The following is a 24,319-nucleotide window of genomic DNA, read 5'->3' on the forward strand; positions in this document are numbered from 1 at the left end:
TCGTCCCGTCCTAATCCTGTTTCGCGGTCAGCCGCACGTAGACGGCCGAGAAGCCGGCCAGCACCACGAGCATGATCACGCCGAGCGCGGCTGCGCCGTTGAGATCGTTCTGGAAGAACCCGTGCTGGTAGATGAGGTAGGCCACCGAGGTCGCGGAGTCCTCCGCGCCCGCGCCGTTGGCGAGGATCAGTGGCTCGATGAAGAACTGCATGGTGGCGACGATCTGCAGCATCGCCAGGAGGGCGAGGATCAGCCGGGTCTGCGGGATGGTCACGTTGACGATCCGTCGCCAGATGCCGGCACCGTCGAGCTCGGCCGCCTCGTACAGCTCGCCGGGGATGTTCTGCAGCGACGCCAGATAGATCAGCACCGCGCCGCCCATGTTCATCCAGGTCGACGCGAGCACCATCGCCGGCATCGTCATTCCGGGGGACTGCATCCACTGCGACGTCGGCAGGTGCAGCGCCTTGAGGATCGCGTTGAAGAGCCCGGCCTCGCTGGGGTCGTACGCGTAGAACTTGAAGAGGAAGAGCGCCGAGGCTGGCGGCAGCATCACCGGCAGGTAGACCAGGATCCGCAGGTAACCCTTGGCGTGGCGGAACTCGTTGAGCAGGATCGCCACGAAGAACGGCACCGCGTACCCGAGCACGAGCGCGAGAACCGTGAAGTAGAAGGTGTTCTTCCAGGCCGTCCAGAAACTGGGGTCGGCGATGATGCGGTCGTAGTTGTCCCAGCCGACCCACGTCGTCACGCCGCGCCGGGTGCGCTGGAAGCTCATCACGACGCCGCGGATCATCGGGTACCAGGAGAAGACCGCGAAGCAGAGCACGGCGCCGATCAGGAACGCGTGCCCGGTGAGGTTGTCGCGTACCTTGCGGCCGAGGCTCGTGCGCTGCGGTCCGTTGTACGGCGGCGTGGGACGTCCCGGCTTCCTGGTGGTACCCGGGACGGTGGTGATCGCCAAGGCAACTCCTGCGTGATGTCAGTGACCGGACGGTGCGGACCGGATGGGGTGGGGGCCAGGTCGGCGTCCTGGCCCCCACCACACCGGATCAGCTCTCGGCGGCCAGGAGTTGGTTGACCTTTTCCTCAGCCGTCTTGAGCAGCGCGTCGATGTTCGCGTTCGGGTTCGTCAGGACCCCGGACATCGCGGCATCGAGAACCGCGTAGATCGCCTGCGCGTTGCGGGGCTCACCCTTGATCGTGACCGGGGTCGCCTCGAAGAGCGCGAAGTTCGCCGTGTCCACGTTCGCGTTCGCCTTGCGCAGTTCGAGCTCCTGCTTCTGCGCGTCGCTGCCGTTGGCGAAGAGCAGCGGCTGCGGCAGACCCACCGGGTAGTTCTGCGGCTTGGCCCGCACGTAGTCGAACTGGCCCTTGCCCGGCGTCAGCTTCTGGTACGCGATCCACTTCAGACCGGCCTTGACCTGCTCGGGCGTGAGGTCCTTCTTGAAGAAGTAGCCCTCGCCACCACCGAGCGTCCCCTTCGCCGCGCCGTCCTGGCCGGGCAGCGGAGCCATCGCCCAGTCCTGGAACTTGCCCTGGAACTGGCTGACGATCGCCTGGGTGGCGTCGGGTGCGCCGATGAACATGCCGACCTTGCCCGCGCCGGCGTTGGTCAGCAGGTCGCCCCACTGGAGCAGCTGGCGGGCACCCATGCTGTTGTCGCCGTACCGCATGTCCTTGAGGTTCTGCAGGACCTGCTTGCCCATCGGGTTGTTGAAGTCGGCCTTCTTGCCGTCCGGGGTCAGCACCTGGCCACCCTGCGAGTAGAGCAGGGAGGTGAAGTGCCAGCCGCCGGTGTTACCGGCGCTGTACTCCGAGTAACCGGCGATGCCGTTGCCGAGCGCGGAGATCTTCTTGGCGGCGGCCCGGACCTCGGCCCACGTCTTGGGCGGGTTGTTGACGTCGAGCCCGGCCTGCTGGAACAGGACCTTGTTGTAGACCAGGCCCATCGAGTAGTTCTTCACCGGGACGGCGTAGAGCTTGCCGCCGTCGGTGAAGACCCCCTTGAGCGCCGGGTCGACGCTGTCCCAGGTCGGGATGCTGTCCTTGTTGACGATCTCGGTGATGTCCTTGGCCTGACCGGAGTCGAGCACCTGCTGGAGATCGGTCATGTACCCGTAGAACACGTCCGTCACGGTGCCGCCGGCGAGGCGGGCGGTGAAGTCCGGCGGGTTGTTGCACTGCTCGCCGACGCTGACGCTCTTGATGGTGATGTCCGGGTTCTGCTTCTGGAACTCGGCGACATCGTCGTTCCAGTTCTTCAGCAGCTCCTTCTGGGCACCGACCGGCTGGCAGTCGACCGTGATGGTGACCTTGCCGCCAGCGTTGGAATCCTTGTCGTCACTCTTCGTGGAGCATGCCGTGAGGCTGAACCCCAGGCCGGCCACGAGCGCTATCGCCGCAGCCTTTCGGTATTGCGGTACGGACATCTGTCCATCCCTTCGGGAACGGGTGTCTCCAATGACGTTCAGTGATCTGCGGTGATGCGACCTGACGCCGTGTAGCTGCGCCGGAGCCAGGTGTGAGTGGAGTCACTGTAACGAGGCCGACTCATTTCGGCAAGGTATCGATCCTGTTTTGAAAGGACACGACTTCATGACGGCAGATGTTGACAGGATCTTGAAAACGGTCCGAGATGGAGGGTTTTGAGGCAATTTGAAACCCGCAACACCCGGCGCTCGACGGAGACGCGTTCCACAGCGCCGGCAACAGCAAAAGGCCGCCGACCGCGATGAGCGGTCGACGGCCAGTGCGTCGTTCAGAGTCAGGTGGATCCGCGCGGCTTCAGAGGATCTACGGCCTCAGCGCGGTGGGAGACAGCGGCTTCGCGGAGGCGACCGGTCAGCGACCGGGGGCGGGCGCGGTCGAGCCGCGTACCACCAACTCGGGCTCGAACAGCAGCTCGTCATGCAGCACGCCGGCCCCCTCGATCTGGGTGACCAGCAGGTCAACGGCGGCCTGCCCCATCGTCTCGATCGGCTGCCGAACGGTGGTCAGGGGCGGGTCCGTGCAGGTCATGAACGCCGAGTCGTCGAAGCCCACCACCGACACGTCGGTCGGCACCGCACGACCCAGCCGCCGGGCGGCCCGGATGGTGCCCAGCGCCAGCACGTCGCTGGCGCAGATGATGCCGGTCACCCCACGCTCGACCAACTTGGTCGCTGCGACCCGCGCGCCCTCCATGGAGAAGCTGGAGCGCTCCACGTACTCCGAGTCGGCGGGCAGGCCCGCAGCCTGGATCATCGCGTCCAGCTTTCGTCGGGACGGCACGTGCCCCTCCGGGCCGAGCACCATCCCGATCCGCTCGTGGCCCAGCGAGCGCAGGTGCCCGTACGCCTGCTCCACCGCCACCGCGTCGTCGGTGGAGACCCGGGGGAAGCCCAACTCGTCCACACCCGCGTTGACCAGCACCACCGGCAGGCCCCGGTCGGTCAACCGGCGGTAGTGGTCATGCCGGGCGTCGGCGAGTGCGTACGAGCCACCGGCGAAGATCACCCCGGAGACCTGGTGGTCGAGGAGCATCTCCACGTAGTCCATCTCGGAGACGCCACCGATGGTGCGGGCGCAGAGCGCGGGGGTGTAGCCCCGCTGGGCGAGCGAGCCGGTGACCACCTCGGCGAGCGCCGGGAAGATCGGGTTCTGCAGCTCGGGCAGCACCAGCCCGACCAGCCGGGCACGTTCGCCGCGCAGCTTGGTCGGCCGCTCGTAGCCGAGCACGTCCAGCGCGGTCAGCACTGCCGTCCGGGTCGCCTCGGAGACCCCGTCCCGACCGTTGAGCACCCGGCTGACGGTGGCCTCGCTGACGCCCGCCTTCTTGGCAACTTCGGTCAACCGCTTGGTCACGGTCGCAATCGTACGTCATCACAGTGCAAGAAATGAGCAGCGGACTGCCGGAGAATTGCAAGTTTGTTTGGCCTCGCACTTTAGGGTGCCTGGCTACTTCTGAAACAGGACAGAGGCAACTTCCGCCATGAGCCCCAGCGCCCAATCAAGCTGCGGGCAGTTATTGCACCCCCGACACTCCAAGCACCCACCCAGCCGCCAGGGTTGATCGAGCGCTCTGGACCAGTGTGCGTCGAGAACCCGCTTCGCCATGAACAGCTCGGTCGCCCTGGACACCGGCTCATCGATAGGCACGAGTGACTCTCCTTCGAGGTCGTGACTGGACCCGCGCAGGGGAGGACTCCTCCCCTGCGCGGTCGTGGCACGGTCCCACCGCTTGCCGAACGAAGAAAACCCGCCACACGATCGATGCTAGAGACCTTTAGTACCTAAGGCAACGATGGTCTTGAAGATGGGGACCACTCATGATCCGATCAGAGGTGCCGAACGAAGGAACCTCGATATGCCCATACCCAAAGGTGGCTACCGCGAGGTGGCCGAAGATTTGGCTACCCGGATCAGGAGCGGGGAGTACCCGCCCGGTGAGCGCCTGCCGACCTACAACGAGCTCTCCGACATTTATCGGGTCAGCGTCACGACGGTCCAGCGGGCGATCATCATCCTTCAGGACCGGGGTCTGGTGGTAGGTCTACAGGGGCGCGGCCTGTGGGTCGCCGAAGAGCTGCCGAGCTAGCTCCTCCCCGGTGTCGTGCTCGAACCACGTTCTAGTGGCATCGGCGCAGCGTGGAGGCCACCACATCCAGGATCGAGCACGATCTTGGACCGACGGTGCCGAACCTGTGGCGCCGATCCCGGCAGGAGGCGCGTCAGCCACCTCAGGACAGGTTGCGGAGGGCGTCCTCGATGGCGCGGTGGAAGGTCGGGTACGCGTAGATCATGTGCCGGAGCTGGCTCAGCGGCACCGCGGCGTGCACCGCCACCACCAGTGCCGACAGCACCTCGCCGCCGGCCGGCCCGACCGAGGTCGCACCGATCAGCACGCCCTGGTCGGCGTCCGCGATCAGCTTGATGAACCCCTCGTCGCCGACCCGGTGGATCCAGCCCCGGGTCGAGCTGCCCAGCTTGGTGAAGCCGACCTGCACGTTGATGCCGCGCTCGCGGGCCTGCCGCTCGGTGAGCCCGACCGCACCGACCTCGGGGTCGGTGAACGTCACCCGGGGCAGCGCGCGGTAGTCGGCGCGCGGGACGGTGCCGGCCGAGCCACTGGACCCACTGGCACCCAGTGAGCTGGCCGCGCCCATCGCGCCACCCACCAGGCTGGCGGTGCCGCTGGCGTCCGAGCCGGCGCCCGCCTCCCGAGCGAGGGCAAGCATGTCGGCCACCACGATCGCGGCCTGGTACATGGCGATGTGCGTGAAGGCGCCCTCGCCGGTCAGATCGCCGACCGCCCAGAGGCCGTCGGTGACGTGCAGCCGATCGTCGACCGGCAGGAAGCGCTGCTGGGCGTCCACGCCGACCGTGTCCAGTCCCAACTCCTCCAGGTGGGCGCGGCGGCCGGTCACCACCAGCAGCCGATCCGCGGTGAACTGCGCCCCACCCGCGCCGTGCAGGGTGAACCGGCTCCCGTCGTGCTCGACCCGCTCGGCCCGTACCCCGGTGTGGATCTCCACGCCGTCGGCGCGCAGCGCGGCGGCGGCCACCTCGGACGCCTCCGGCTCCTCGATCGCCAACACCCGGTCCAGCGCCTCCACCACGGTGACCCGGACCCCGAAGCGGGCGAAGACCTGGGCCAGCTCCAACCCGATCGCGCCGCCGCCGAGCACCAGCAGCGACGCCGGCAGCTCCTCGACCTCGATCGCCTGGTGATTCGTCCAGTACGGGGTGTCGGCCAGCCCGTTGATCGGCGGCACCGCGGGTCGGGTGCCGGTGCCCAAAACGATCCCGTGTCGGGCCTGGAACACCTGGTCACCGACCCGGACCCGGCCCGGGCCGTCGAGCCGGCCACTGCCCCGGACGAACCGGCCACCCTTGCCGGTGAACCGCTCGACCGCGACGGTGTCGTCCCAGTTGTCGGTGGCCTCCTCGCGGATCCGCTTCGCCACCGGCGCCCAGTCCGGCTGGACCTGTGCCGTGCCGGCCAGCCCGTCGACGCGGCGGGCTTCGGCGAGCGCGTTGGCCGCCCTGATCATCATCTTGCTCGGGATGCAGCCCCAGTACGGGCATTCCCCGCCGACCAGGTCGCGTTCGACGCCGACGACGCTCAGGCCCGCCTCGGCGAGCCGCTCGGCGACCTCCTCGCCGCCGACCCCGAGCCCGACCACGACCACATCCACCAGCTCCGGCTCTGCCACTGGAACAGCATCCCCCAGCGGCACCGCACCGACCACCGGGCTTCGGAGAAATGTCGGCGCGCTCACCGGCCGGGCCACCTACGGTGACCGGATGCACGCACGCTTCGCCCCGGTCCGGGACTGCTTCCACGACCTGCTCGCCACCGGCCGGGAGACCGGCGCCAGCCTGACCATCTGGTACGACGGCCAGCCGGCGGTCGACCTGGTCGGAGGCTCGTGCACCAGCGGCGGGACCGGCTCGCCGGGAGGCCATCCGTGGCGACCGGAGACGCTGGTCAACGTCTACTCGGTCGGTAAGCCGGTGGCCGCGCTCTGCCTGCTGATGCTGGTCGACCGAGGGCAGGTCGACCTGGACGCGCCGGTCGACCGGTACTGGCCGGAGTTCCGCACGCCGGCCACCGTGCGTCAGGTGCTGTCGCACACCGCCGGGCTACCGGCCTTTCCGGTGCCCCGACCAGCCACCGCGATCGCCGACTGGGCGCTACTGACCGGCGACCTGGCCGCCGCGGATCCCGAGTGGCCGCCGGGCTCGGTGGCGGGCGAGCACGCCTGGACGTACGGGCACCTGGTGGGCGAGCTGGTCCGTCGGGTGGACGGCCGGTCGGTGGGCCGGTTCCTCGCCGCGGAGATCGCCGACCGATGGCAGCTCGACCTCGGCTTCGGGCTCGCCGAGGCGGACCAGCGACGCTGTGCCGAGCTGCGCTACGGCGACCCGCAGTGGCCGACCCGGGCGCTCGGTGAGCCGGGCTCACTGCGGGCACGGGCGATCGGCAATCCGAACGGCGGGCTCGACCTGGCCGTGCTGAACAGTCCGCTCTGGCGGGGCAACGAGGTGCCGGCAGTCAACCTGCACGCCACCGCGTCCGGGCTGGCCCGGCTCTACGCCGGCCTGCTGGCCGGTGGTGTCCTGGACGGTGTTCGGCTGTTCAGCCCGGAGCTGGTGGCCGAGGCGACGCGGGTCCAGTACGACGGGCCGGACCTGGTGCTGGACCGCCCGGCCCAGTGGACGTTGGGCATGCAGTGGGAGCCGGACGGCAGTTGGGGCATGGGCGGCATCGGCGGCAGCAGCGCGTGGGCGGACCCGGAACGGGGCTACACCTTCGCGTACGCCACCGCGCAGTTGGCCGAGCACGACCGGGTCGACGAGCTGGTCGACGCGCTGCACTCGGTGCTCTGACGCTGCCGCTTCAGCGCAACCAGACCGGGTCGGTGCCGGGCACGGTGAGCGGCGGCGGGTAGTCCAGGGTGCGCCGGAGCTGATCGGGCAGCCGCCACGGTTGGTGCACGGCCTTGCCCGGCACTGCCGCCAGCTCCGGCACCCAGCGGCGCACGTAGTCGCCGTCCGGGTCGTACCGCTCGGCCTGCCGGACCGGGTTGAACCCCCGGTACGGCTTGGTGTCGTTGCCGGTGCCGGCGACCCACTGCCAGTTGCCGGAGTTGTTCGCCACGTCGCCGTCCAGCAACCAGCGGTAGAAGACCGCCACCCCGGCCCGCCAGTCCTGCCCGAGGTGCTTGGTCAGGTAGCCGGCGGTGATCAACCGGGCCCGGTTGTGCAGCCAGCCCTGCGCCCGCATCTGGCGCATTCCGGCGTCCACGATCGGCATTCCGGTGCGCCCCTCGGCCCAGGCCGTCAGCGCGTCGTCGTCGTAGCGCCATTGCTCGGTGGCACCCGACCGGTAGGCAACGGTCGAGATCTCCGGGAAGGCGGCGGTGACCTGGTAGTAGAAGTCCCGCCAGCAGACCTGCCGGACGAACGGCCCGGACCGGTCGTCGGCCCGATTGGCCACCGCGAGGGGAGACACACAACCGAAGCGCAGGTACGGGCTGAGCCGGGAGGTGCCGTCGCCGGCCATGTCATCGTGCTGGTCGTCGTACCGGCCCAGGTCGGGCAGCCAGTCGGTGAGCCGTTGGCGGGCCAGCCGCTCGCCGCCGACGGCCGCGTCCGGTGACTCGCCGGCCGGCGGTGCCGGCAGCCGGCCGGTACGCACCCCGTCGGGCAGCGCGATCCGCTCCGGCGCGGCCAGCTCGTCGCGCCACCGGCTGGCCGCCCAGACCCGGTGGTACGGGCTGAACACCCGGTAGTGGTCGCCACCGCCACCCGGCCGCAGCGTGCCCGGCTCGACCACGGTCAGCCCGGGAAAGAGGCGCAGGTGCAGCCGGTGTCGCTCGCACTCGGCGCGCAGCCGCCGCTCTCGACGGTGGGCGTAGCGGCTGACGTCGGCGGAGAGCGCGACGGCGGTGGCACCCACCTGGCCGGCCAGCCGGATCGTCTCGGCCACCGGGTCACCGCGCCGCACCACCAGGTCGCCGCCGCGCTCGCGCAACTCGGCGGCCAGCTCGGCGAGGGCCTGGTGCAGGAACCGGGTGCGGTTGGCCGACCGGCCGGCCAGCTCCGGGTCGAGCACGTACAGCGGCACCACCCGGTCGAAGGCCGCACAGGTCGTGGCCAGCGCCGGGTGATCGTGCACCCGCAGGTCGCGGGTGAAGAGCACGATCGCGGTACGCGCGGTCACCGGGCCGTCGGCTGGACCGTCGGCCCGGGGATGGTGACCGGCGTACCGGTCGAGGTGAGCAGGGCACGGGCCGCCACCACCATCCGCCGCCGTTGCGGCACCAGGGCCCGGCGGGCGAAGACGTCGTAGTCCTGCGCCGCCACCTCGTCCAGGATGCCGCCGTAGAGCGCGTACGCGGTGCGCATGCAGGCCTGCGAGGCGGGTGCCAGCAGGGTGATGCCCGGCGCGGCGGCGGCGTAGTGCGCCTGTGCGCGGGTCACCTCGTACTCGATCAGCTCGCGGATCCGGGCCGTGCCGCGACCTCGGGTGCGGGCCTCGACGAGGTCCTCGCGGGTGACGCCGAACTTCGCCAGATCCTCGTCCGGCAGGTAGGTCCGGCCCCGGTCGAGATCCTCGCTGACGTCCCGGATGAAGTTGGTGAGCTGGAAGGCGAAGCCGAGCTGCCGGGCCGGCTCCCGGGCCGCCGCCGGGTCGGAGCTGCCCAGGATCGGCAGCATCATGGTGCCGATGACCGCCGCCGAGCCCTCCATGTAGTCGAGCAGGTGGTCGTAGGTCGGGTACGCGGTGACGGTCAGGTCCATCGCCATGCTCTTCAGGAACGACGCGAAGTCGTCCCGGTCGAGATCGAAGATCGCGATCGTGTGCAGCACAGCCGGCAGCAGTGGGTCGTCGACCGACGCACCGCGCAGGCCGGCCATGAACCGGTTGCCCCAGTCGTCGAGCCGGGCAGCCCGCTCGGCCGGCGGCAGATCCTCGGTGCGATCGACGATCTCGTCGGCATAGCGGGTGAATCCGTACAGGGCGTGCACGTGCCGCCGTTTCCATGCGGGGAGCAGCCTGGTGGCGAGATAGTAGGTGCGGCCGTGGCGTCTGTGCAGCTCACGGCACCGGGCGTAGGCAGCGGTGAGATCAGTGTCCACCGGCCCTCCTCATTTATCGACGCACCAATCGACGCAACTCGTAACCCTAGGGTACGCTCAGCCGCATGGCGAACGACGCGGTTGCGGGCAACGAACTCCGCGCGTCGCCGGCACCGCCGGGCGACCGCGACGATCCGATCCGCGGCGTCCTGGCCGCGTACACCCAGGACCTGATCACGGCGGTGGACGACCTCCTGGTCACCTTCCTCGGGGCCGAGGTCGACGCGCTCACCGAGATCGACACGGCGATGGGCCGCTTCGCGGCCAGCACGCGCGAGGCCGTCCTGGGCGGCGGCAAGCGGATCCGCCCCACCTTCGCCTACTGGGGCTGGCGGGGCGCGGTCGGCGGTGACGAGTCGCTGCCGCCGGTGCTCCCCGCGCTCGCCGCCCTCGAGTTGCTGCACACCTTCGCCCTGGTGCACGACGACGTGATGGACCGGTCCACCACCCGCCGCGGCCAGCCCACCGCCCACGTCGCAGTCGCCGCGCAACACGTCGCCGCCGGCCACCAGGGTGATCCGGGCCGGTTCGGCGAGGCCGTCGCGGTGCTCATCGGCGACCTCTGCATGGTCTGGGCTGACCGGCTGCTGGCACACGCCACCGTGCCGCCGGCCCGCCTGTTCGAGGTTCGCCGCTGCTACGACCAGATGCGGGTGGAGACGGTCGCCGGGCAATATCTCGACGTCCTCGGCGACAACGACGCGGCCAACTGGTCGGTCGATCGGGCGCTGCGGGTGGCCCGCTACAAGACCGCGAGCTACACCGTCCAACGACCGCTGCTCTTCGGCGCCTGCCTGGCCGGCGTGCCGGCCGACGCCCCGCTCGTCGCCGCGTACACCCGCTACGGCCTGGCCCTCGGCGAGGCGTTCCAGCTGCGCGACGACCTGCTCGGCGCCTACGGCGACCCGGCCGCCACGGGCAAGCCGGCCGGCGACGATCTGCGCACCGGAAAGCCGACCACGCTGCTCATGCTGGCCCGGCAGTTGGCCACACCGACGCAGCTCGCGGCGCTGGAGCGGGCCGCTGACGGGCCGGTCGACCGGCTCGCCGAGCTGGTCGCGGACACCGGCGCGGTGGCCCGGGTCGAGCGGATGATCGCCGAGCGGGTGGGCGACGCGCTGGCCGCGCTCGACGCCGCACCCGTGGACCGTACGGCCCGGACCGCCCTGACCGGTCTGACCACCGCCGCCACCGACCGGCGGGCCTGATGAGCGACGCGATGGAAGAGGTGGTCACGTGCGGACGGTGACAGGCCGGACGGACCGGGTGGTGGTCGTCGGCGCCGGGCTGGGCGGGTTGGCCTGCGCGCTGCACCTGGCCGGCAGCGGCCGCGAGGTGACCGTGCTGGAACGCGAGCCGGTGCCCGGCGGGCGAGCCGGTCGGCTCGCCGTGGACGGCTACGAGTTCGACACCGGGCCCACCGTGCTCACCATGCCCGACCTGATCGCCGAGGCGCTCGGCGCGGTCGGCGAGGAGCTGCGCGACTGGCTCGACCTCACCCCGCTCGACCCGGCCTACCGGGCGTACTACCCGGACGGCTCGACGCTCGACGTGCTCACCGACACCACCCGGATGGCCGCCGAGATCTCCCGGGTCTGCGGGCCCCGGGAGGCCGACGGCTACCTGCGCTTCGTCGACTACGCGCGGGAGCTGTGGCGGCTGGAGCGGGCCGACTTCATCGAGCGCAACCTGGACGCGCCGACCGACCTGCTCACCGGCAACCTGCTCAAGCTGCTCACCGGCGGGGCCTTCCGCCGCCTCCAGACAAAGATCAACCAGTTCTTCCGGGACCCGCGTACCCAGCGGATCTTCTCCTTCCAGGCGATGTACGCCGGGCTCGCCCCGCACGACGCGCTGGCCATCTACGCGGTCATCGCGTACCTCGACTCGGTCGCCGGGGTCTACTTCCCGCGCGGCGGCATCCACGCGGTCTCCCGGGCGATGGCCGGCGCCGCCGAGAAGCACGGCGTACAGATCCGGTACGGCACCACGGTGGCCCGCGTGGAGACCGCGAACGGTCGGGCCACCGGCGTACGCACCGCCGACGGCGAGCTGGTGCCCGCGGACGTGGTGGTGCTCAACCCCGACCTGCCGGTCGCCTACCGGGACCTGCTCCCCCCGGCCCGGCAGCGCCGACTGACCTACTCGCCGTCCTGCGTCGTGCTGCACATCGGCTCCCGGCAGGGATATGCGAAGATCGCCCACCACAACATCCATTTCGGACGCGCGTGGAAGGGCACCTTCGATGAGGTCATCCGCAGGGGTGAGCTGATGACCGATCCGTCGCTGCTGGTCACCAACCCGAGCCGGACCGACCCGTCGGTGGCCCCACCGGACCGGCACACCTACTACGTGCTCGCCCCGGTGCCCAACCTCGACCGGGCCCCGTTCGAGTGGCGTGGCGACCTGACCCGGCACTACGGCGACCAGCTGATTGGCACCCTGGAGGAGCGCGGCTACGTCGGCTTCGGCGCCGGGGTGGAGGTGCTCCAGGCGATCACACCCGCCGAGTGGGCGGAGCAGGGGATGGCCGCCGGCACCCCGTTCGCCGCCGCGCACACCCTGTTCCAAACCGGCCCGTTCCGCCCGTCCAACCTGCACCGCGACCTGTCGAACGTGGTCTTCGTCGGCTCCGGCACCCAACCCGGGGTCGGCGTGCCGATGGTGCTGATATCCGGCAAGCTGGCCGCTGGCCGGATCACTGGGGAGGCCCGATGAACAGCCGCGAGGAGCACCTCGTCGAGTTGGTCGACGACGCTGGCCAGGCGCACGGTGAGATGACCGTCGCGGCCGCCCACCAGCCACCGGGGCAGCTGCACCGGGCGTTCTCGGTGCTGCTGGTGGACCCGGACGGCCAGGTGCTGCTCCAACGGCGGGCGGCGGTCAAGACCCGGTTCCCGCTGCGCTGGGCCAACTCCTGCTGCGGTCACCCCCGCCCCGGCGAATCGCTCACCGAGGCGGCCAACCGACGGCTACGCGAGGAGCTGGGTGCCGGCCCGGTCGAGCTGACCGAGGTGGGCGTCTACGTCTACTACGCCGAGGACCCGGCCACCGGGAGGGTCGAGTTCGAGTACGACCACGTGCTGCGGGGCGAGTTCCTTCCCGGCGCTCCACTGCTGCCCGACCCGGACGAGGTGGCCGAACTGCGGTGGGCCGACCCCGCCGCACTGGCGGCCGAGCTCGACCAGGACCCCCGGTCGTACGCACCCTGGCTGGGCGGGGTGGTGAGCCGGCTGCTGCGCCCCTCGGGGCCGACGTCCGACGCACCCGACCCGGCCGTGACCCCGTCCGGAACGTCGGCGGATGACGCGGCGGAGCGGTCGGGTGGCCGATGAGGCGCTGAGCGCGGGCGCCGTCGCACGTCGACTGGGGGTGGCGGTCACCACTCTGCGTACCTGGCACCAGCGCTACGGGCTCGGGCCCAGCGAACACGTACCGGGTCACCACCGGCGGTACACCCCGGCCGACCTGGCCCGCCTGGAGATCATGCGACGGCTCACCGCCGAGGGTGTGAGCCCCGCCGAGGCCGCCCGGTGGGCCCGCCAGGCACCGGATCCGATGCCCGCCGCCACCGAGACCATCGCCCGGAGTCGAACCCGCCCGCCCGCCCGAGACGGCGGGGGCACCATTCCGGTGGGCCGTGCCGGCCCGGCGGCCCGTGGGCTGGCCCGGGCCGCCATGCGGTTGGACGCGGCGGCGATCAACGAGACGATCGCGCACGCCATGGCGGCCGGCGGGGTCGTCGCCACCTGGGAGGGCCTGCTGCGCCCGGTGCTCGCCGGCATCGGTGAACGGCACGCCGCCACCGCCGGCCTGATCGAGGTGGAGCACCTGGTCTCCCGCTGCGTGTCGGAGGCGTTCGCGGCGGCGAGCCGGGCCCACGCAACCACCGGGCCGGCCCGGATCCTGCTCTCCTGCGCCGACGAGGAACAGCACACCCTGCCACTGGAGGCGTTGGCCGCCGGGCTCGCCGAGGCCGGGGTCAGCTACCGGATGCTCGGCGCCCGCGTGCCGGTGGCCGCACTCGTCGAGGCGGTCACCCGGACCGGCCCGGCCGCCGTGGTCCTCTGGTCACACACCCGGGCCACCGCCGACCCGACTCAGCTCGGTGCCCTGCTCGCCGCGCCCCGTCGGCCGCTGCTCGTGCTCGCCGCCGGCCCCGGCTGGCGTGCCGACGCACTGCCCGCCGGGGTGGTACGCCCGGTCGACCTGGCCGAGGCGCTCTCGCTCGCCGTCGCGGTCCGTGACTCGCTCGATCAATCGAGGGGGAAATGACCGGGGTGTCGACTTCCGGCGGCGTCCGTTAGCGTCGGGGAGTCCGCCTTCCCCCACCCCCGGGAGCGAGCACATGCAAGCCCGCGCCGTCCTGGCGTCCGTCCTGGCCGTGGTCATGGCCCTGGCCGGCTGCGCCCACCCGGACGGCATCGTCGCGCCCGTCGGTGCTCCACAGCCGGTCGAGTCGACCACGCCGCCCACGCCGAGCCCCACCCCGTCGCCAACTCCCGCCCACACCAAACCGCCGAAGCCGCCGCTACGGCCGCTGCCAGCCAAGCTTCCGGCCGGCCTGCGGCGCAGCACCGGCGTACGCCCGGTGGCGTTGACCTTCGACGACGGTCCCAGCCCAGCCTGGACACCCAAGGTGCTCGACCAGTTGCGGGCGGCCCGGGTGACCGCCACCTTCTGCCTGGTCGGCCACGAGGCGCAGCGCCACCCGGAGTTGGTGCGGCGAATCGTCCGCGAGGGGCACCAGCTCTGTAACCACAGCTGGCGGCACGACCTCGACCTGGCCCGGCGCCCGGTCGCCGAGATTCGGGCCGACCTGGTCCGCACCAACAAGGTCATCCAGGCGGCGGCTCCGGGCGCACCCGTGACCTTCTACCGCCAGCCGGGCGGCCGGTGGACGCCGGAGGTGCTGGCGGTGGCGAAGGAACTCGGCATGCATCCCCTGCACTGGAACGTCGACCCGCAGGACTGGGACAAGCCGTCCGCGGCCACCATCACCAAACGGGTCCACGCCGCCGCCCGCCCCGGAGCCATCGTGCTGATGCATGACGGCGGCGGAAATCGGGCCGCGACGCTCGCCGCCTGCCCCACCGTGATCGCCGACCTGAAACGCCGTTTCGGCATCGCCCAGCTCCGCTAGACCGGCTCTGACCTGCGCTTCTATCCCGCTCCAAGGCCCCGCCGATACCGATTTTGTCGACCGACCAGGCATCACGTATGCTTTCGGAGCCTCCGGCGGGGCCGGATGGGAGCAAGTCCGCTTGATCTTGCGAATGTGCAATGATGGCGGGGCCGCCCTCATCGTCTAGCGGCCCAGGACGCCGCCCTTTCAAGGCGGTAGCACGGGTTCGAATCCCGTTGGGGGCACGACCGGCGCAAGCCGGAGCAACACAAGCTAGGTCCTGTGGAGCAGTTGGAGTGCTCGCCGCCCTGTCAAGGCGGAGGTCGCGGGTTCAAGTCCCGTCAGGACCGCAGCGCTGACGCCGCGCATCGCGCGGCGTTCTGCGTATCGGAGCATGTGACGCCGCCAGCGGTTGATCCGGTTGGCGGGTAGCATGAGCCGAGCGATACGGCCAGGTAGCTCAGTTGGTACGAGCGTCCGACTGAAAATCGGAAGGTCGGCGGTTCGACCCCGCCCCTGGCCACATAGCCTTTCGCCGGGCTACAGAGGTCCCCACCAGCGGAAACGCAGGTGGGGATCTTGCTGTATGCGCCCGATCGCCGAGCAGGTGAAGCGATCCGTACGGCCTCCTGGGTGCCGGGGCATCCAAGATGCGCGGAGCACCACGCCAGCACCGGACCCGGTTACCCGCTGGTGATCGTTCGGCGACCCACTGTCCGGAACCGGGCACCGTGCAAAGCTGCACACCCGAGCATTCGCCGGTATGGTCCGGGCCTATGGGACAGGGAACGACCGATCCGGCCGACATCCGGCAGGACATCGATCGATTCTCCTTACGCTCCAGCCTCCTCGTTCCGGGCCCCGCCGAGCACGCGTTCGCGGTCTTCACCGCCGAGCTGACCGACTGGTGGGTCACCGAATACACCTGGTCCGGCCCGCAGGCCCTCGCCGAGCTGGGCATGGAGCCGCGGGCCGGCGGCATGCTCTACGAGATCGGCCCGTACGGCTTCCGCGCCGACTGGGGCCGCGTGCTCACCTGGGACCCGCCGCGCCGGCTGGTCTTCGCCTGGCAGCTCGGCCCGGACCGGGTACCGGTGCCGGATCCGGCCAGGGCCAGCGAGGTCGAGGTGCTGTTCCTTCCCGACGGGCCGAACAGCACCCGGGTCGAGCTGGAGCATCGGCACTTCGACCGGCACGGCGAGGCCGCCGAGGGCTACCGCAAGGCGCTCACCGCCGGTTGGCACGAGCTGCTCACCCGCTACCTCGCCACGGTCGCGCGCCTGCACCCCACCACGCCGGCCTGACCGCACGCCACCGCGGCCGGCGGCTTCGCCGCAGCCGTCAAGCTGTCGTTCGGTGCCCGGGGAGTGCGCCAGCGACGTCAACGGCCGCCGAGCTGTCGCCCGACGGTCGAGCCGGTGCCGACGTCCCGGCCGCCCAGGTTGGCGCGACGCCCGGCCTCCGCCCCCGAGCCGAACCCGGTGCCCCCCAGCCGGCGCGGCGGTGCGGTACGCAGCCGTGGGTACTGCTCGGCGAGCCGCCGCTGCACCCGGTCGGAACGGTCGGCCAGCACCAGCGCCACCGACGGTGCGCCCGACTCGCCGGCCGCCGCCGTCTCGGCCGCCCAGAGCCGGCCGCCGACCACCTCGGCGAAGCCGGCCAGCCAGGACCGACGGAAGGCGGCGTGATGCTCGCCGTCCGGCACCGTCGTGCCGGCCAGGCCGTGCGCCGCCTGTACGAGCAGCGAGGTGAAGAGCAGGTCGACCCGCTCCAGGTCGCTGGCGAAGCCGAACAGGTGCACGGCGAACCCACTGCCCTGCCGGCGGCGTACGCAGCGGCAGCGCAGCGGCTCGGCCACCGCGGCGAGCAGACCGACCTTGTCCCGGGCGTACGGAGCGACGATGTCGACGATCCGGTCGCCGACCGGGTCGGTGGCCGGGTCCCGGGCGGCGAGCAGCGCCCGGTCGACGCCGTACCGCGCGATCAGCTCGGTCGCCTTGGCGGTGAACGCGGCCGCCTCGGCGGGCGTGCAGGCCGGGTCCTCGGCCTGAGCCAACAGCTTGCGCACCTTGCTGAGCATGGCCTCGGACATGCCTCCAGAGCTATCACATCCGTCGGCCGAAGCGGGGCCGCGCCGCCATTGATCGATACGTATCATCGTCACGATCCACTCTTCCGTCCAATACGGACGGTCACTTGACTGTTTCCGGAGGCACGCATGTCATCCCCGACCGCCCGCCTGCTCGCCGTCGCCACGGCCATCGGACTTCTCGCCATCGGCGCACCCGCGCAGGCCGCCCGACCAGCCGGTACGACCGAGCCGATCGCGGCCACCCCGGAGGCGAACCTCTTCGCCCCCCTCGCCACCTGCTACGGCGGGGCGGTCCGGTCCTACTTCCAGACCGGCGGCTACGGCGGCCAGGCCGGCACCTACCGCACCACATCCCGCTGCCGCGACATCAACGTACGCAACGCCAGCGCGTACGGCACCGAGGCGTGCGTGATCTTCGTGGACAAGACCGGCGCCTGTAACTACTGGACCTACCTGCCGGCCAATTCCGGCTGGATCGTGGTGGCGACCAACGTCCGCGACGGAGTCAACTTCCGGGTCCGCTTCGACAACCTGCGCTACGAGTACGAGCCCCTGGTCGCGTACCACGCCTTCTGAGCGGCGTACCTGGGCGCGGCGCCGAGGGGTGCCGCGCCCGGGGCCGGTCAGCCGGCTCTGCTGCGCAGGGTGGCGATCGTCGAGCCGGCGAGGGTGAGCAGACAGTCGGGCAGCAGCCCGTCCGCTGCGGCCGCGCCGAACAGGGCCTCCCCGGTCGGTACGTCCCGGTTGGCGTACGCGCTGACGAAACGGGCCACCCAGCGGGTGTCGTAGTCGGCCTGGTCGATCCCCGGGAAGTCCAGCGCACACCCGCTGCCCGACGGCGCGTCACCGACCATCGTCGCGGCGAGGCACCAGGCGACCCCGTACGCCCCGGGCAGACCAGCCCGGTCGACCACGGCGTCGAATGTTCCCACCACGGCGTCTCCGTCCCCGTCCAGCGCCGAGCGGAGCACGGCGGTCGCGTCGTCGAGCGTTTGCTGTGGTAGGTCCGTCACGCAGCGCACAGTAGGACGGCAGGTCAAGGCCCGGGACGGCCATCACTCTCCGTATTCAAGGCGAGCGACCTGCGCATTAAGGCACCTCCACGGTCCCGCCGCCGGCCCCGGCACGCTAATGTGCGCAGCGGACCTTCGCCGGAGGAAGGACGACCATGCTCGTATCACGCCGCTCGCGGGTAGCCTCACTGGCTGCCTGCGCGACGATCCTGCTCGCCACCAGCGCCTGCGGGAATGACAAGGCCGAGGAGGGAAGCGCCCAACAGGTGCGCCTCTACGGCACGGACGGCAACATGCTCAACTCCTACCCTGCGGAGTTGAAGGAACGTGCCAATCTCGTCGATGGGATGAAGGGAACCACACCCCTCACCCCGCTGCCGGATGACTTCAAGAGCCGGTTGAGGTCCGTCGACCCGGCGCTGACGGACTACCTGTACTCCGCCGAGACCTACGACGCCGTGGTGATCGCCGTTCTCGCCGCCCAGCTGGCCGGGAGCAACGATCCGGCGGCCATCGCCAAGCAGATCGTCGGCGTGACCAACAACGGTCAGCGCTGCGAAGATCCGGCGAGCTGCCTGAAGCTGGCCCGCAACGGCCAGGATCTCGAGTACCGCAGCGTGTCGCTGACCCGGGCGGGCTTCACCGACGAGGGCGAGCCCGCGACCGCGAGCTACGCCACGCTGACCTTCGACGGGCAGCAGATCAACGACGGCAAGACCGAGTTCGTCGGGGCGGGCAGCGAGTCGGCCGCGAGCACCAAGACTCCGCCGAAGCCGCAGAAGCAGCGCCCGGGCGGCGACGCCGACCAGGAGCCGCTGGTCCTGGGCGGCCTGCTGCCGAAGACCGGTGACCTGGCGATCGCCTACCCGCCGATGGCCGCTGGCGCGGCGCTCGCGATCAGGGAGATCAACGCCGCTGGCGGCGCGCTGGGCAAGCCGGTGACCTGGATGAACGGCGATGACGGCACCAGCCCGGCGGTCGCCAAGACGACCGTGGCCAAGCACGTGGCGGACGGTGTCAGCGTCATCATCGGCGCCGGCGCCTCGGGCATCTCCCGCGAGGTCCTGCCGGACGTGGTGCAGGCCGGGAAGATCCTCTTCTCGCCGTCCAACACCGACAGCAGCCTCACCGAGGTGGAGGACAAGGGCCTCTACTTCCGCACCGCGCCGCCGGACAGCCTCCAGGGCCGGGCGCTGGCCGACGTGATCCTCCGCGACGGGTCGCAGAAGATCGTCATCGTTGCCCGCAAGGACTCCTACGGCGAGGGCCTACAGGCCACCGTGCGGGAGGAACTGGAGAAGGCCGGCATCGCCGGCGACCGGCTCAAGCTGCTCACCTACGAGCCGCCCGCCGACGCCAAGGCTCCTCCGGTGGACTTCTCCGGTGGCGCCAAGGAGATCAAGGACTTCGGCGCGGACGCCGTACTGATCATCGGCTTCGGTGAGTCGGCCTCGGTGATCCGGTCACTGGCCGACGCCGGGGTGCAGATCCGGCACTGAGCACCGACCGCGGACCGCGACGGCCGCACCGGCACTGCGCCGGTGCGGCCGTTTCCGTCCTACGGGTCAACGGGACCGGCGGCGCTCCAGGAACTCGGTCATCCGGCGGTGCTTCTCCTCGTCCTCGAAGAGCACCGCCTGACTGACCAGGTCGAGCTGCGGATGCGCGGCGGCCGGCGCGTCGACCGCCAACTTGGTCAGCCGCAGCGCCAACGCCGAGCCCTTCGCCATCTCGTCCAGCAGCCCGTGCGCCACCGCCAGCAGCTCGCCGGGCTCGTCCACCACCCGGTTCACCAGGCCGATCCGCAGCGCCTCCGCAGCGTCCACCCGTCGTCCGGTGAAGAGCAGTTCCTTGGCCCGGGCCTCACCGATCAGCGCGGGCAGCCGGTGGGTCGCGCCAGCGCCGGCCAGGATGCCCAACCGCACCTCCGGCTGGCCGAAGACCGCCCGCGCCGTGCACACCCGAAGATCGCAGGCGTACGCCAGCTCGGCGCCACCGCCCAGCGCCGGTCCGTCCACCGCCGCCACGCTCGGCATCGGCAGCGCCCGGATCCGGGCGAAGGCGGCCGAGTTGATCGCGGCCAGGGCGTCCGTACGGCCCCGCTCGCGGAGCTGACCGATGTCGGCGCCACCGGCGAAGATGCCCTCCGCGCCGCCGGTGAGCAGCAGCAGCCGCGGCCGCGCCTCCAACTCGGCGCAGACCTGGTGCAGCTCGGCGATCAGGTCGGCGTCGATGGCGTTGCGCTTCTCCGGCCGGTCCAGGGTGACCACCAGCCGGTCCGGCAACTCCTCGATCCGCAGGCCACTCACTGCTCGGCACCGCCGTTCCACCGGTAGAAGCCGTGCCCGGACTTCTTGCCCAGCCGTCCGGCGGCCACCATCTCCACCAGCAGCGGCGGCGGCGCGAAGCGGTCCCCGTACGCGGCCTGGAGCGTACGGGCGATGTCCAGCCGCACGTCCAGGCCGACCAGGTCGGTCAGCTCCAGCGGCCCCACCGGGTGCCGATAACCCAGCACCATCGCCTTGTCGATGTCGGCCGGGCTGGCCACCTCGTCGGCGACCATCCGGATCGCCTCCAGCCCGAGGGCGACACCGAGCCGGGAGGTGGCGAAGCCGGGCAGGTCGCGTACGACGACGGGGTCCTTGCCCAGCCGGCCGGCGAGCGCGACGGCCGCGGCGGTGGTCTCCTCGGCGGTGGCCGGGCCGACCACGATCTCCAGCAGCGCCATCGCCCAGACCGGATTGAAGAAGTGCAGGCCGAGGAAGCGCTCGGGCCGGTCCAGTCCGGCGGCCAGCTCGCCGATGGCGATGCTGGAGGTGTTGCTGCCCAGCAGCGCCGGGCGCAGCGCGACGGCGTCCCGTAGCACCGCCCGTTTCAGGTCGAGCCGCTCCGGCACCGCTTCCACGATCACCTCGGGGGCGGGAGCGACCGCACCGAGGCTCGGGCGCAGGGTCACCCGCTGCCGGTTGACGGCCGCGTCGTCGGCGGACAGCTTCCCGCGCTGCACCGCCCGTTCCCACAGCTCGGCGAGCCGGTTCAGCGCGGTCGCGCCGCGCTCCGGGTCCACCTCCACCAGTTCGACGGCGTAACCGGCCCCGGCCGCCACGTAGGCGATACCGAGCCCCATCGTGCCGGCACCGACCACCACGAAACGATCGCTCATCACGCCTCCCTGTCCCGCCTGGCGGCGCGCGGGGTCCCCGCCACGCCGGCCCGGGTGCTCCGCCCGCTCCGCTCGCTCATGGTGCGACCCTATGCAGCATGGCGACCCGGCTCATGCGTGGGGGAGCGCGAGATCGGGTACAGACGGCCGTCAACCGAGGGAAGGACCAGTCGACATGAGCCAGGCACCGGAGAGCGTCACCAACCCGGAGAGCACCGACGGGGAGACCGTGGAGACCCGGGGAGACGATCGGGTCGACCTGCTGCGCGCCGACACCAACAACGACGGCCGGACCGACGTGTGGGTGGCGGACACCGACGGCGACGGTAAGGCCGACCTGTTCCAGTTCGACACCAACGGCGACGGCAAGGTGGACATCACCATGGTCGACCTCGACGAGGACGGCACGCCGGACGAGGTGGTCGACGGCGACGGCGGCCTCCCGCCCGAGCAACTCCCCCCGACCGTCCAGGTTTGAGGTGTAAGGAAGGGCCCCTTGTTATCGCCTGGCGATAACAAGGGGCCCTTCCTTACACCGAATCCTTACACCGAATCCTTGCGCCTAATCCTTACACCGAGAGCTCAGCCGACCAGGCGCAGCGTGGCCAGGTAGTAGGGGGCGTCCCGGTCGTCCACGTCGGTCAGTTGCCAGGCGCTGCCGTGCACCAGCTCGGCGAACTCGTCGGCCGAGCAGACCAGGTAGTCGAACCACTCGGTGCCCAACTCGCGGTAGCGCAGCCGGAGCCGCAGTTGGCCGCCGAGGCGACCCCGCTGCCGGTTGCGCTCGTGGTAGCCGGTGTGCAGCGGGTCGCGGGTGCCGTACGGGTCGGTGCCGTGCGCGATGATCTGCGCTCCGGGCCGGGCCAGCGCGGCGAGCGCCGCCAGGAACCCGGGTGCCCGCTCCCGCCCCTCGATCAGCCCCAGATTGTTGCCGAGCAGCAGAAACGTGTCGTACCGCTGGCCGTCGGCCACGTGCGTGTCGACGGTGCCGTGCACCAACCGTTGCACCCCGCGCCGCCGGCTCACGCCCAGCGCGCCCGCCGAGGTGTCCAGCCCGGTCACCGGTACGCCGCGCTCCTGCAACAGCAGCGCGATCCGTCCGGCGCCGGTGCCCACGTCCAGCGTCTCGCCCCGGACCCGGTCCACCGCCCGGTGGTCGTACGGCTGCCAGTCCGCCGGCCCGTCCAGGTAGTGCGCGGCCGGCGCACCGTTGATCAACCCGTCGTCGCGCTCGATGATCTCGATGACCGGCCGGGGCAGCCGCCCGCCGACCAGTGGCCGGGGGCCGACCCCGGTGGCCACCGCGAGCGTGTCGCGCAGCAGTTCGCCGATGACGTCACCGATGAGTGGCTCCCCTGTCACGGCGTTCACGCTATCTGGCCACTCGGTGGCCCGCAGCGGCCGTATCCTGGCGGCGTGACCGAGTTGGACCGCCTGTCGGCTGAGAAGTACATCCTGCTCACGACCTTCCGCAAGGACGGCCGGGCGGTGCCGACTCCGGTCTGGGCGGTACGCGATGGCGAGGCGTTGGCGGTCTGGACCCGGGCCGACTCGGGCAAGGTGAAGCGGATCCGCCGCAACGGCGAGGTGACCGTCGCGCCGTGCGACGTGCGGGGTCGACCGCACGGGGCGGAGGTGCCGGCCCACGCGACGCTCTACGGTGGTGGCGAGACCGGCCGGGTGCGCGACCTGCTCAAGCACAAGTACCGGCTGATCGGTCGGCTGAGCCTGCTCGGCAGCCGGCTGCGCCGCGGCGAGGGCGGCACGATCGGCATCCGGGTGACGCTGGCCGAGGGGCGCGGCTGAGGCCGATGTGCTCTGGCAGCGGTCGGACATGGAAAGGGGCGGTGGATCGAGATCCACCGCCCCTTTCCCGAAAAACTTCTGCCAGCTCAGTCGCCCTGTCGCTGCTGCGGGATCTGGCCCTGCAACAGCGCCCTGACCTCCGACTCGCGGTACCGACGGTGGCCACCCAGGGTGCGGATGGCGCTGAGCTTGCCAGCCTTGGCCCACCGGGTCACCGTCTTCGGGTCGACACGGAACATCGACGCCACCTCGGCCGGTGTGAGTAGCGGCTCTGGTTCGTGCGTTCGCGATGCCATCGGTCACTCCTCCACGTTTATAGACATCGGCCGGGGTCCCGCCGGCCGACGCGTCTCCCATGGTCCGGCTAGTCCCCGATGTCCGACATGGGCCGAACGGATGAAGGTCCCTAGACGGACGGATGAACCATGCCCGATTTTTACGACTTTTACACGGCAGAAAGTACCTTATTCGGACTCATGATCACGGTTCGTGATGCGTCAACTACGAGCACCCCTCATCTTGGGAGCGCTTCTTGGCGCGATTTGCCTTAGTTGCACCGCTCCAGCAGCTGCACTGCTCGCCAGCGCGCCACCAGCTTGTCGTACGCCGCCGACGCCTCCTCGGCCTCGCCGCGCGCCAGCCCGGCGAGGCCGCTGGTGACCAGCTCGGGTGAGTCGTCCGCGGCCAGCGTCTCGTCGGAGAGCAGGTCGACCAGGCCGCCGTAGTCCAATTCCACCACCGAGCGCGGATGGAACTCCTCCAGCCAGCGGGCCGCCTCCTCCACCGCCTCGGTGATCGGCGCGTCGCCGACCGACTTACGCAGCACCGACAACGCCCGTGACGAGCGACGACGGGCCTTGGAGATCTCCGTGCGGTAGCGCAGCGCCCGTCGGCCCGGCTGGGTGACCAGGTCCCGCTCCGCCGGGTCGAAGAGCACAAACCACCGCAGGGGTACGCCCCAGGTGGCGATCTGCTCGTGCACCCGCGGCACCCCGTGCTCCAGCACCCGGGCACCACTGCGCCAGTCGTCCACCACCGCCCTGGCCTGCCCGGCGAGCACCGGCGGCACGAACGCGTCCGCGAGCACCGAGGGCACCCCGTCCCGGGCGCTGAGTGCCGCCTCGGCGACCCGGATCCGCAGGTTCCAGGGGCAGACCAGCAGGCTGTCGTCCGTCTCCAGGACGTACGCCTCCTCCGGCAGGTCCGGCAACCGGGTCCAGCCCGCGCCGAGCGCCTCGATCACCGCCGTCCGCTGCCGGCCGGGCCCCTCCATCGGGGCCACCGCCCGCCCCTCCGAGACGTAACGCCGCCAGTAGCTCTGGCGGTCCCGGTCGAAGGCGGTCAACGGCTCGTACACGCGCAGGTAAGAAGCGAAGAGCGACGGCACCGCGCGATCCTCCCACGAACCGCAGCCGAGCGCGGTCAGCGGCCGGACCACGCGCGCCGCAACGTGGGACTGCGGCGGAGCCTCGGGCACCTCCGAAGGGGCC

The 24,319-nt window shown here is 71.1% G+C and carries 25 protein-coding genes and 3 tRNA genes; 15 read left to right on the top strand and 13 right to left on the bottom strand.

Annotated features, from left to right (window positions below):
* Window positions 1-10 precede the first annotated feature (10 nt).
* The 3 genes from ACFQGL_RS21650 to ACFQGL_RS21660 all read right to left on the bottom strand — a co-directional run bounded on the left by ACFQGL_RS21650 (window position 11) and on the right by ACFQGL_RS21660 (window position 3,846).
* The gene (locus tag ACFQGL_RS21650; protein ID WP_377514065.1) at window positions 11-964 is read right to left on the bottom strand and encodes a carbohydrate ABC transporter permease; all 954 of its coding nucleotides are present in this window, start codon (window positions 962-964) and stop codon (window positions 11-13) included.
* A gap of 88 nt (window positions 965-1,052) precedes the next feature.
* A complete protein-coding gene (locus ACFQGL_RS21655) occupies window positions 1,053-2,432 on the bottom strand; it encodes an ABC transporter substrate-binding protein (protein ID WP_377514067.1) in 1,380 nt (459 codons plus the stop codon).
* 412 nt (window positions 2,433-2,844) lie between these two features.
* Window positions 2,845-3,846, bottom strand: coding sequence for a LacI family DNA-binding transcriptional regulator (locus ACFQGL_RS21660; RefSeq protein ID WP_377514069.1), 1,002 nt, complete (start codon window positions 3,844-3,846; stop codon window positions 2,845-2,847).
* Window positions 3,847-4,348: 502 nt separating this feature from the next.
* On the opposite strand from ACFQGL_RS21660, the gene ACFQGL_RS21665 reads away from it, so the two are divergent.
* The gene (locus tag ACFQGL_RS21665) at window positions 4,349-4,579 is read left to right on the top strand and encodes a winged helix-turn-helix domain-containing protein (RefSeq protein ID WP_377514071.1); all 231 of its coding nucleotides are present in this window, start codon (window positions 4,349-4,351) and stop codon (window positions 4,577-4,579) included.
* 142 nt (window positions 4,580-4,721) lie between these two features.
* Here ACFQGL_RS21665 and ACFQGL_RS21670 read toward each other — a convergent pair whose 3' ends face one another.
* Window positions 4,722-6,197 carry a dihydrolipoyl dehydrogenase family protein gene (locus ACFQGL_RS21670; RefSeq protein WP_377514073.1) on the bottom strand — a complete coding sequence of 492 codons (1,476 nt, stop codon included), beginning with the start codon at window positions 6,195-6,197 and terminating at the stop codon, window positions 4,722-4,724.
* Window positions 6,198-6,288: 91 nt separating this feature from the next.
* On the opposite strand from ACFQGL_RS21670, the gene ACFQGL_RS21675 reads away from it, so the two are divergent.
* On the top strand, window positions 6,289-7,374 hold the full coding sequence (locus tag ACFQGL_RS21675; protein ID WP_377514075.1) for a serine hydrolase domain-containing protein: 1,086 nt from the start codon (window positions 6,289-6,291) through the stop codon (window positions 7,372-7,374).
* Window positions 7,375-7,384: 10 nt separating this feature from the next.
* Here ACFQGL_RS21675 and ACFQGL_RS21680 read toward each other — a convergent pair whose 3' ends face one another.
* On the bottom strand, window positions 7,385-8,710 hold the full coding sequence (locus ACFQGL_RS21680) for a cryptochrome/photolyase family protein (RefSeq protein ID WP_377514076.1): 1,326 nt from the start codon (window positions 8,708-8,710) through the stop codon (window positions 7,385-7,387).
* The gene (locus ACFQGL_RS21685; protein WP_377514077.1) at window positions 8,707-9,630 is read right to left on the bottom strand and encodes a phytoene/squalene synthase family protein; all 924 of its coding nucleotides are present in this window, start codon (window positions 9,628-9,630) and stop codon (window positions 8,707-8,709) included. The genes ACFQGL_RS21680 and ACFQGL_RS21685 overlap by 4 nt, the downstream gene beginning before the upstream one ends.
* A 65-nt stretch (window positions 9,631-9,695) precedes the next feature.
* Between ACFQGL_RS21685 and ACFQGL_RS21690 the strand changes: the two genes are divergently transcribed.
* From ACFQGL_RS21690 to ACFQGL_RS21730, 9 genes are all read left to right on the top strand, one after another.
* On the top strand, window positions 9,696-10,838 hold the full coding sequence (locus ACFQGL_RS21690) for a polyprenyl synthetase family protein (RefSeq protein WP_377514078.1): 1,143 nt from the start codon (window positions 9,696-9,698) through the stop codon (window positions 10,836-10,838).
* Window positions 10,839-10,866: 28 nt separating this feature from the next.
* Window positions 10,867-12,348: a phytoene desaturase family protein gene (crtI, locus tag ACFQGL_RS21695; RefSeq protein ID WP_377514079.1), complete on the top strand. Its 1,482-nt coding sequence runs from the start codon at window positions 10,867-10,869 to the stop codon at window positions 12,346-12,348.
* A complete protein-coding gene (idi, locus tag ACFQGL_RS21700; protein WP_377514080.1) occupies window positions 12,345-12,965 on the top strand; it encodes an isopentenyl-diphosphate Delta-isomerase in 621 nt (206 codons plus the stop codon). The genes crtI and idi overlap by 4 nt, the downstream gene beginning before the upstream one ends.
* A complete protein-coding gene (locus tag ACFQGL_RS21705) occupies window positions 12,955-13,905 on the top strand; it encodes a MerR family transcriptional regulator (protein ID WP_377514146.1) in 951 nt (316 codons plus the stop codon). Before idi ends, ACFQGL_RS21705 begins: the two co-directional genes overlap by 11 nt.
* Before the next feature lie 73 nt (window positions 13,906-13,978).
* Window positions 13,979-14,773, top strand: coding sequence for a polysaccharide deacetylase family protein (locus ACFQGL_RS21710; protein WP_377514081.1), 795 nt, complete (start codon window positions 13,979-13,981; stop codon window positions 14,771-14,773).
* A 154-nt stretch (window positions 14,774-14,927) separates the two neighbouring features.
* Window positions 14,928-15,000: transfer RNA gene (locus ACFQGL_RS21715), tRNA-Glu, on the top strand.
* Window positions 15,001-15,031: 31 nt separating this feature from the next.
* Window positions 15,032-15,105, top strand: a tRNA-Asp gene (locus ACFQGL_RS21720).
* 99 nt (window positions 15,106-15,204) lie between these two features.
* Window positions 15,205-15,278 (top strand) — tRNA-Phe (locus tag ACFQGL_RS21725).
* 253 nt (window positions 15,279-15,531) lie between these two features.
* The gene (locus ACFQGL_RS21730; RefSeq protein WP_377514082.1) at window positions 15,532-16,059 is read left to right on the top strand and encodes an SRPBCC family protein; all 528 of its coding nucleotides are present in this window, start codon (window positions 15,532-15,534) and stop codon (window positions 16,057-16,059) included.
* A gap of 77 nt (window positions 16,060-16,136) precedes the next feature.
* On the opposite strand, the gene ACFQGL_RS21735 is transcribed toward ACFQGL_RS21730, so the two are convergent.
* Entirely contained in the window at window positions 16,137-16,847 is a 711-nt protein-coding gene (locus ACFQGL_RS21735; RefSeq protein ID WP_377514083.1) for a DUF2786 domain-containing protein, read from the bottom strand.
* 126 nt (window positions 16,848-16,973) lie between these two features.
* Between ACFQGL_RS21735 and ACFQGL_RS21740 the strand changes: the two genes are divergently transcribed.
* Window positions 16,974-17,423, top strand: coding sequence for a hypothetical protein (locus ACFQGL_RS21740; RefSeq protein WP_377514084.1), 450 nt, complete (start codon window positions 16,974-16,976; stop codon window positions 17,421-17,423).
* 47 nt (window positions 17,424-17,470) lie between these two features.
* Here ACFQGL_RS21740 and ACFQGL_RS21745 read toward each other — a convergent pair whose 3' ends face one another.
* Window positions 17,471-17,860: a hypothetical protein gene (locus ACFQGL_RS21745; protein ID WP_377514086.1), complete on the bottom strand. Its 390-nt coding sequence runs from the start codon at window positions 17,858-17,860 to the stop codon at window positions 17,471-17,473.
* Window positions 17,861-18,015: 155 nt separating this feature from the next.
* Between ACFQGL_RS21745 and ACFQGL_RS21750 the strand changes: the two genes are divergently transcribed.
* Window positions 18,016-19,359, top strand: coding sequence for an ABC transporter substrate-binding protein (locus ACFQGL_RS21750; RefSeq protein WP_377514087.1), 1,344 nt, complete (start codon window positions 18,016-18,018; stop codon window positions 19,357-19,359).
* Window positions 19,360-19,425: 66 nt separating this feature from the next.
* Here the strand turns inward: ACFQGL_RS21750 and ACFQGL_RS21755 are convergent, their stop codons facing one another.
* Window positions 19,426-20,169, bottom strand: a complete 744-nt coding sequence (locus ACFQGL_RS21755; RefSeq protein WP_377514088.1) for an enoyl-CoA hydratase/isomerase family protein — start codon at window positions 20,167-20,169, stop codon at window positions 19,426-19,428.
* Window positions 20,166-21,023: a 3-hydroxyacyl-CoA dehydrogenase family protein gene (locus tag ACFQGL_RS21760; protein ID WP_377514090.1), complete on the bottom strand. Its 858-nt coding sequence runs from the start codon at window positions 21,021-21,023 to the stop codon at window positions 20,166-20,168. Before ACFQGL_RS21760 ends, ACFQGL_RS21755 begins: the two co-directional genes overlap by 4 nt.
* Window positions 21,024-21,198: 175 nt before the next feature.
* Between ACFQGL_RS21760 and ACFQGL_RS21765 the strand changes: the two genes are divergently transcribed.
* On the top strand, window positions 21,199-21,501 hold the full coding sequence (locus tag ACFQGL_RS21765) for a hypothetical protein (RefSeq protein WP_377514091.1): 303 nt from the start codon (window positions 21,199-21,201) through the stop codon (window positions 21,499-21,501).
* Between the two features lie 104 nt (window positions 21,502-21,605).
* On the opposite strand, the gene ACFQGL_RS21770 is transcribed toward ACFQGL_RS21765, so the two are convergent.
* Complete coding sequence (locus ACFQGL_RS21770) at window positions 21,606-22,385, bottom strand: class I SAM-dependent methyltransferase (protein WP_377514094.1); 780 nt, start codon at window positions 22,383-22,385, stop codon at window positions 21,606-21,608.
* Between the two features lie 54 nt (window positions 22,386-22,439).
* Here ACFQGL_RS21770 and ACFQGL_RS21775 point away from each other — a divergent pair, with 54 nt between their 5' ends.
* Complete coding sequence (locus ACFQGL_RS21775) at window positions 22,440-22,829, top strand: PPOX class F420-dependent oxidoreductase (RefSeq protein ID WP_377514095.1); 390 nt, start codon at window positions 22,440-22,442, stop codon at window positions 22,827-22,829.
* Between the two features lie 86 nt (window positions 22,830-22,915).
* On the opposite strand, the gene ACFQGL_RS21780 is transcribed toward ACFQGL_RS21775, so the two are convergent.
* Both ACFQGL_RS21780 and ACFQGL_RS21785 read right to left on the bottom strand, forming a co-directional pair.
* On the bottom strand, window positions 22,916-23,125 hold the full coding sequence (locus tag ACFQGL_RS21780; protein ID WP_007073996.1) for a BldC family transcriptional regulator: 210 nt from the start codon (window positions 23,123-23,125) through the stop codon (window positions 22,916-22,918).
* A 251-nt stretch (window positions 23,126-23,376) separates the two neighbouring features.
* Complete coding sequence (locus ACFQGL_RS21785; protein WP_377514148.1) at window positions 23,377-24,216, bottom strand: DUF8083 family protein; 840 nt, start codon at window positions 24,214-24,216, stop codon at window positions 23,377-23,379.
* Window positions 24,217-24,319: the final 103 nt, after the last annotated feature.

It is taken from the genome of Micromonospora vulcania, assembly GCF_042658605.1.
GTDB classification, from domain to species: Bacteria; Actinomycetota; Actinomycetes; order Mycobacteriales; family Micromonosporaceae; genus Micromonospora; species Micromonospora vulcania.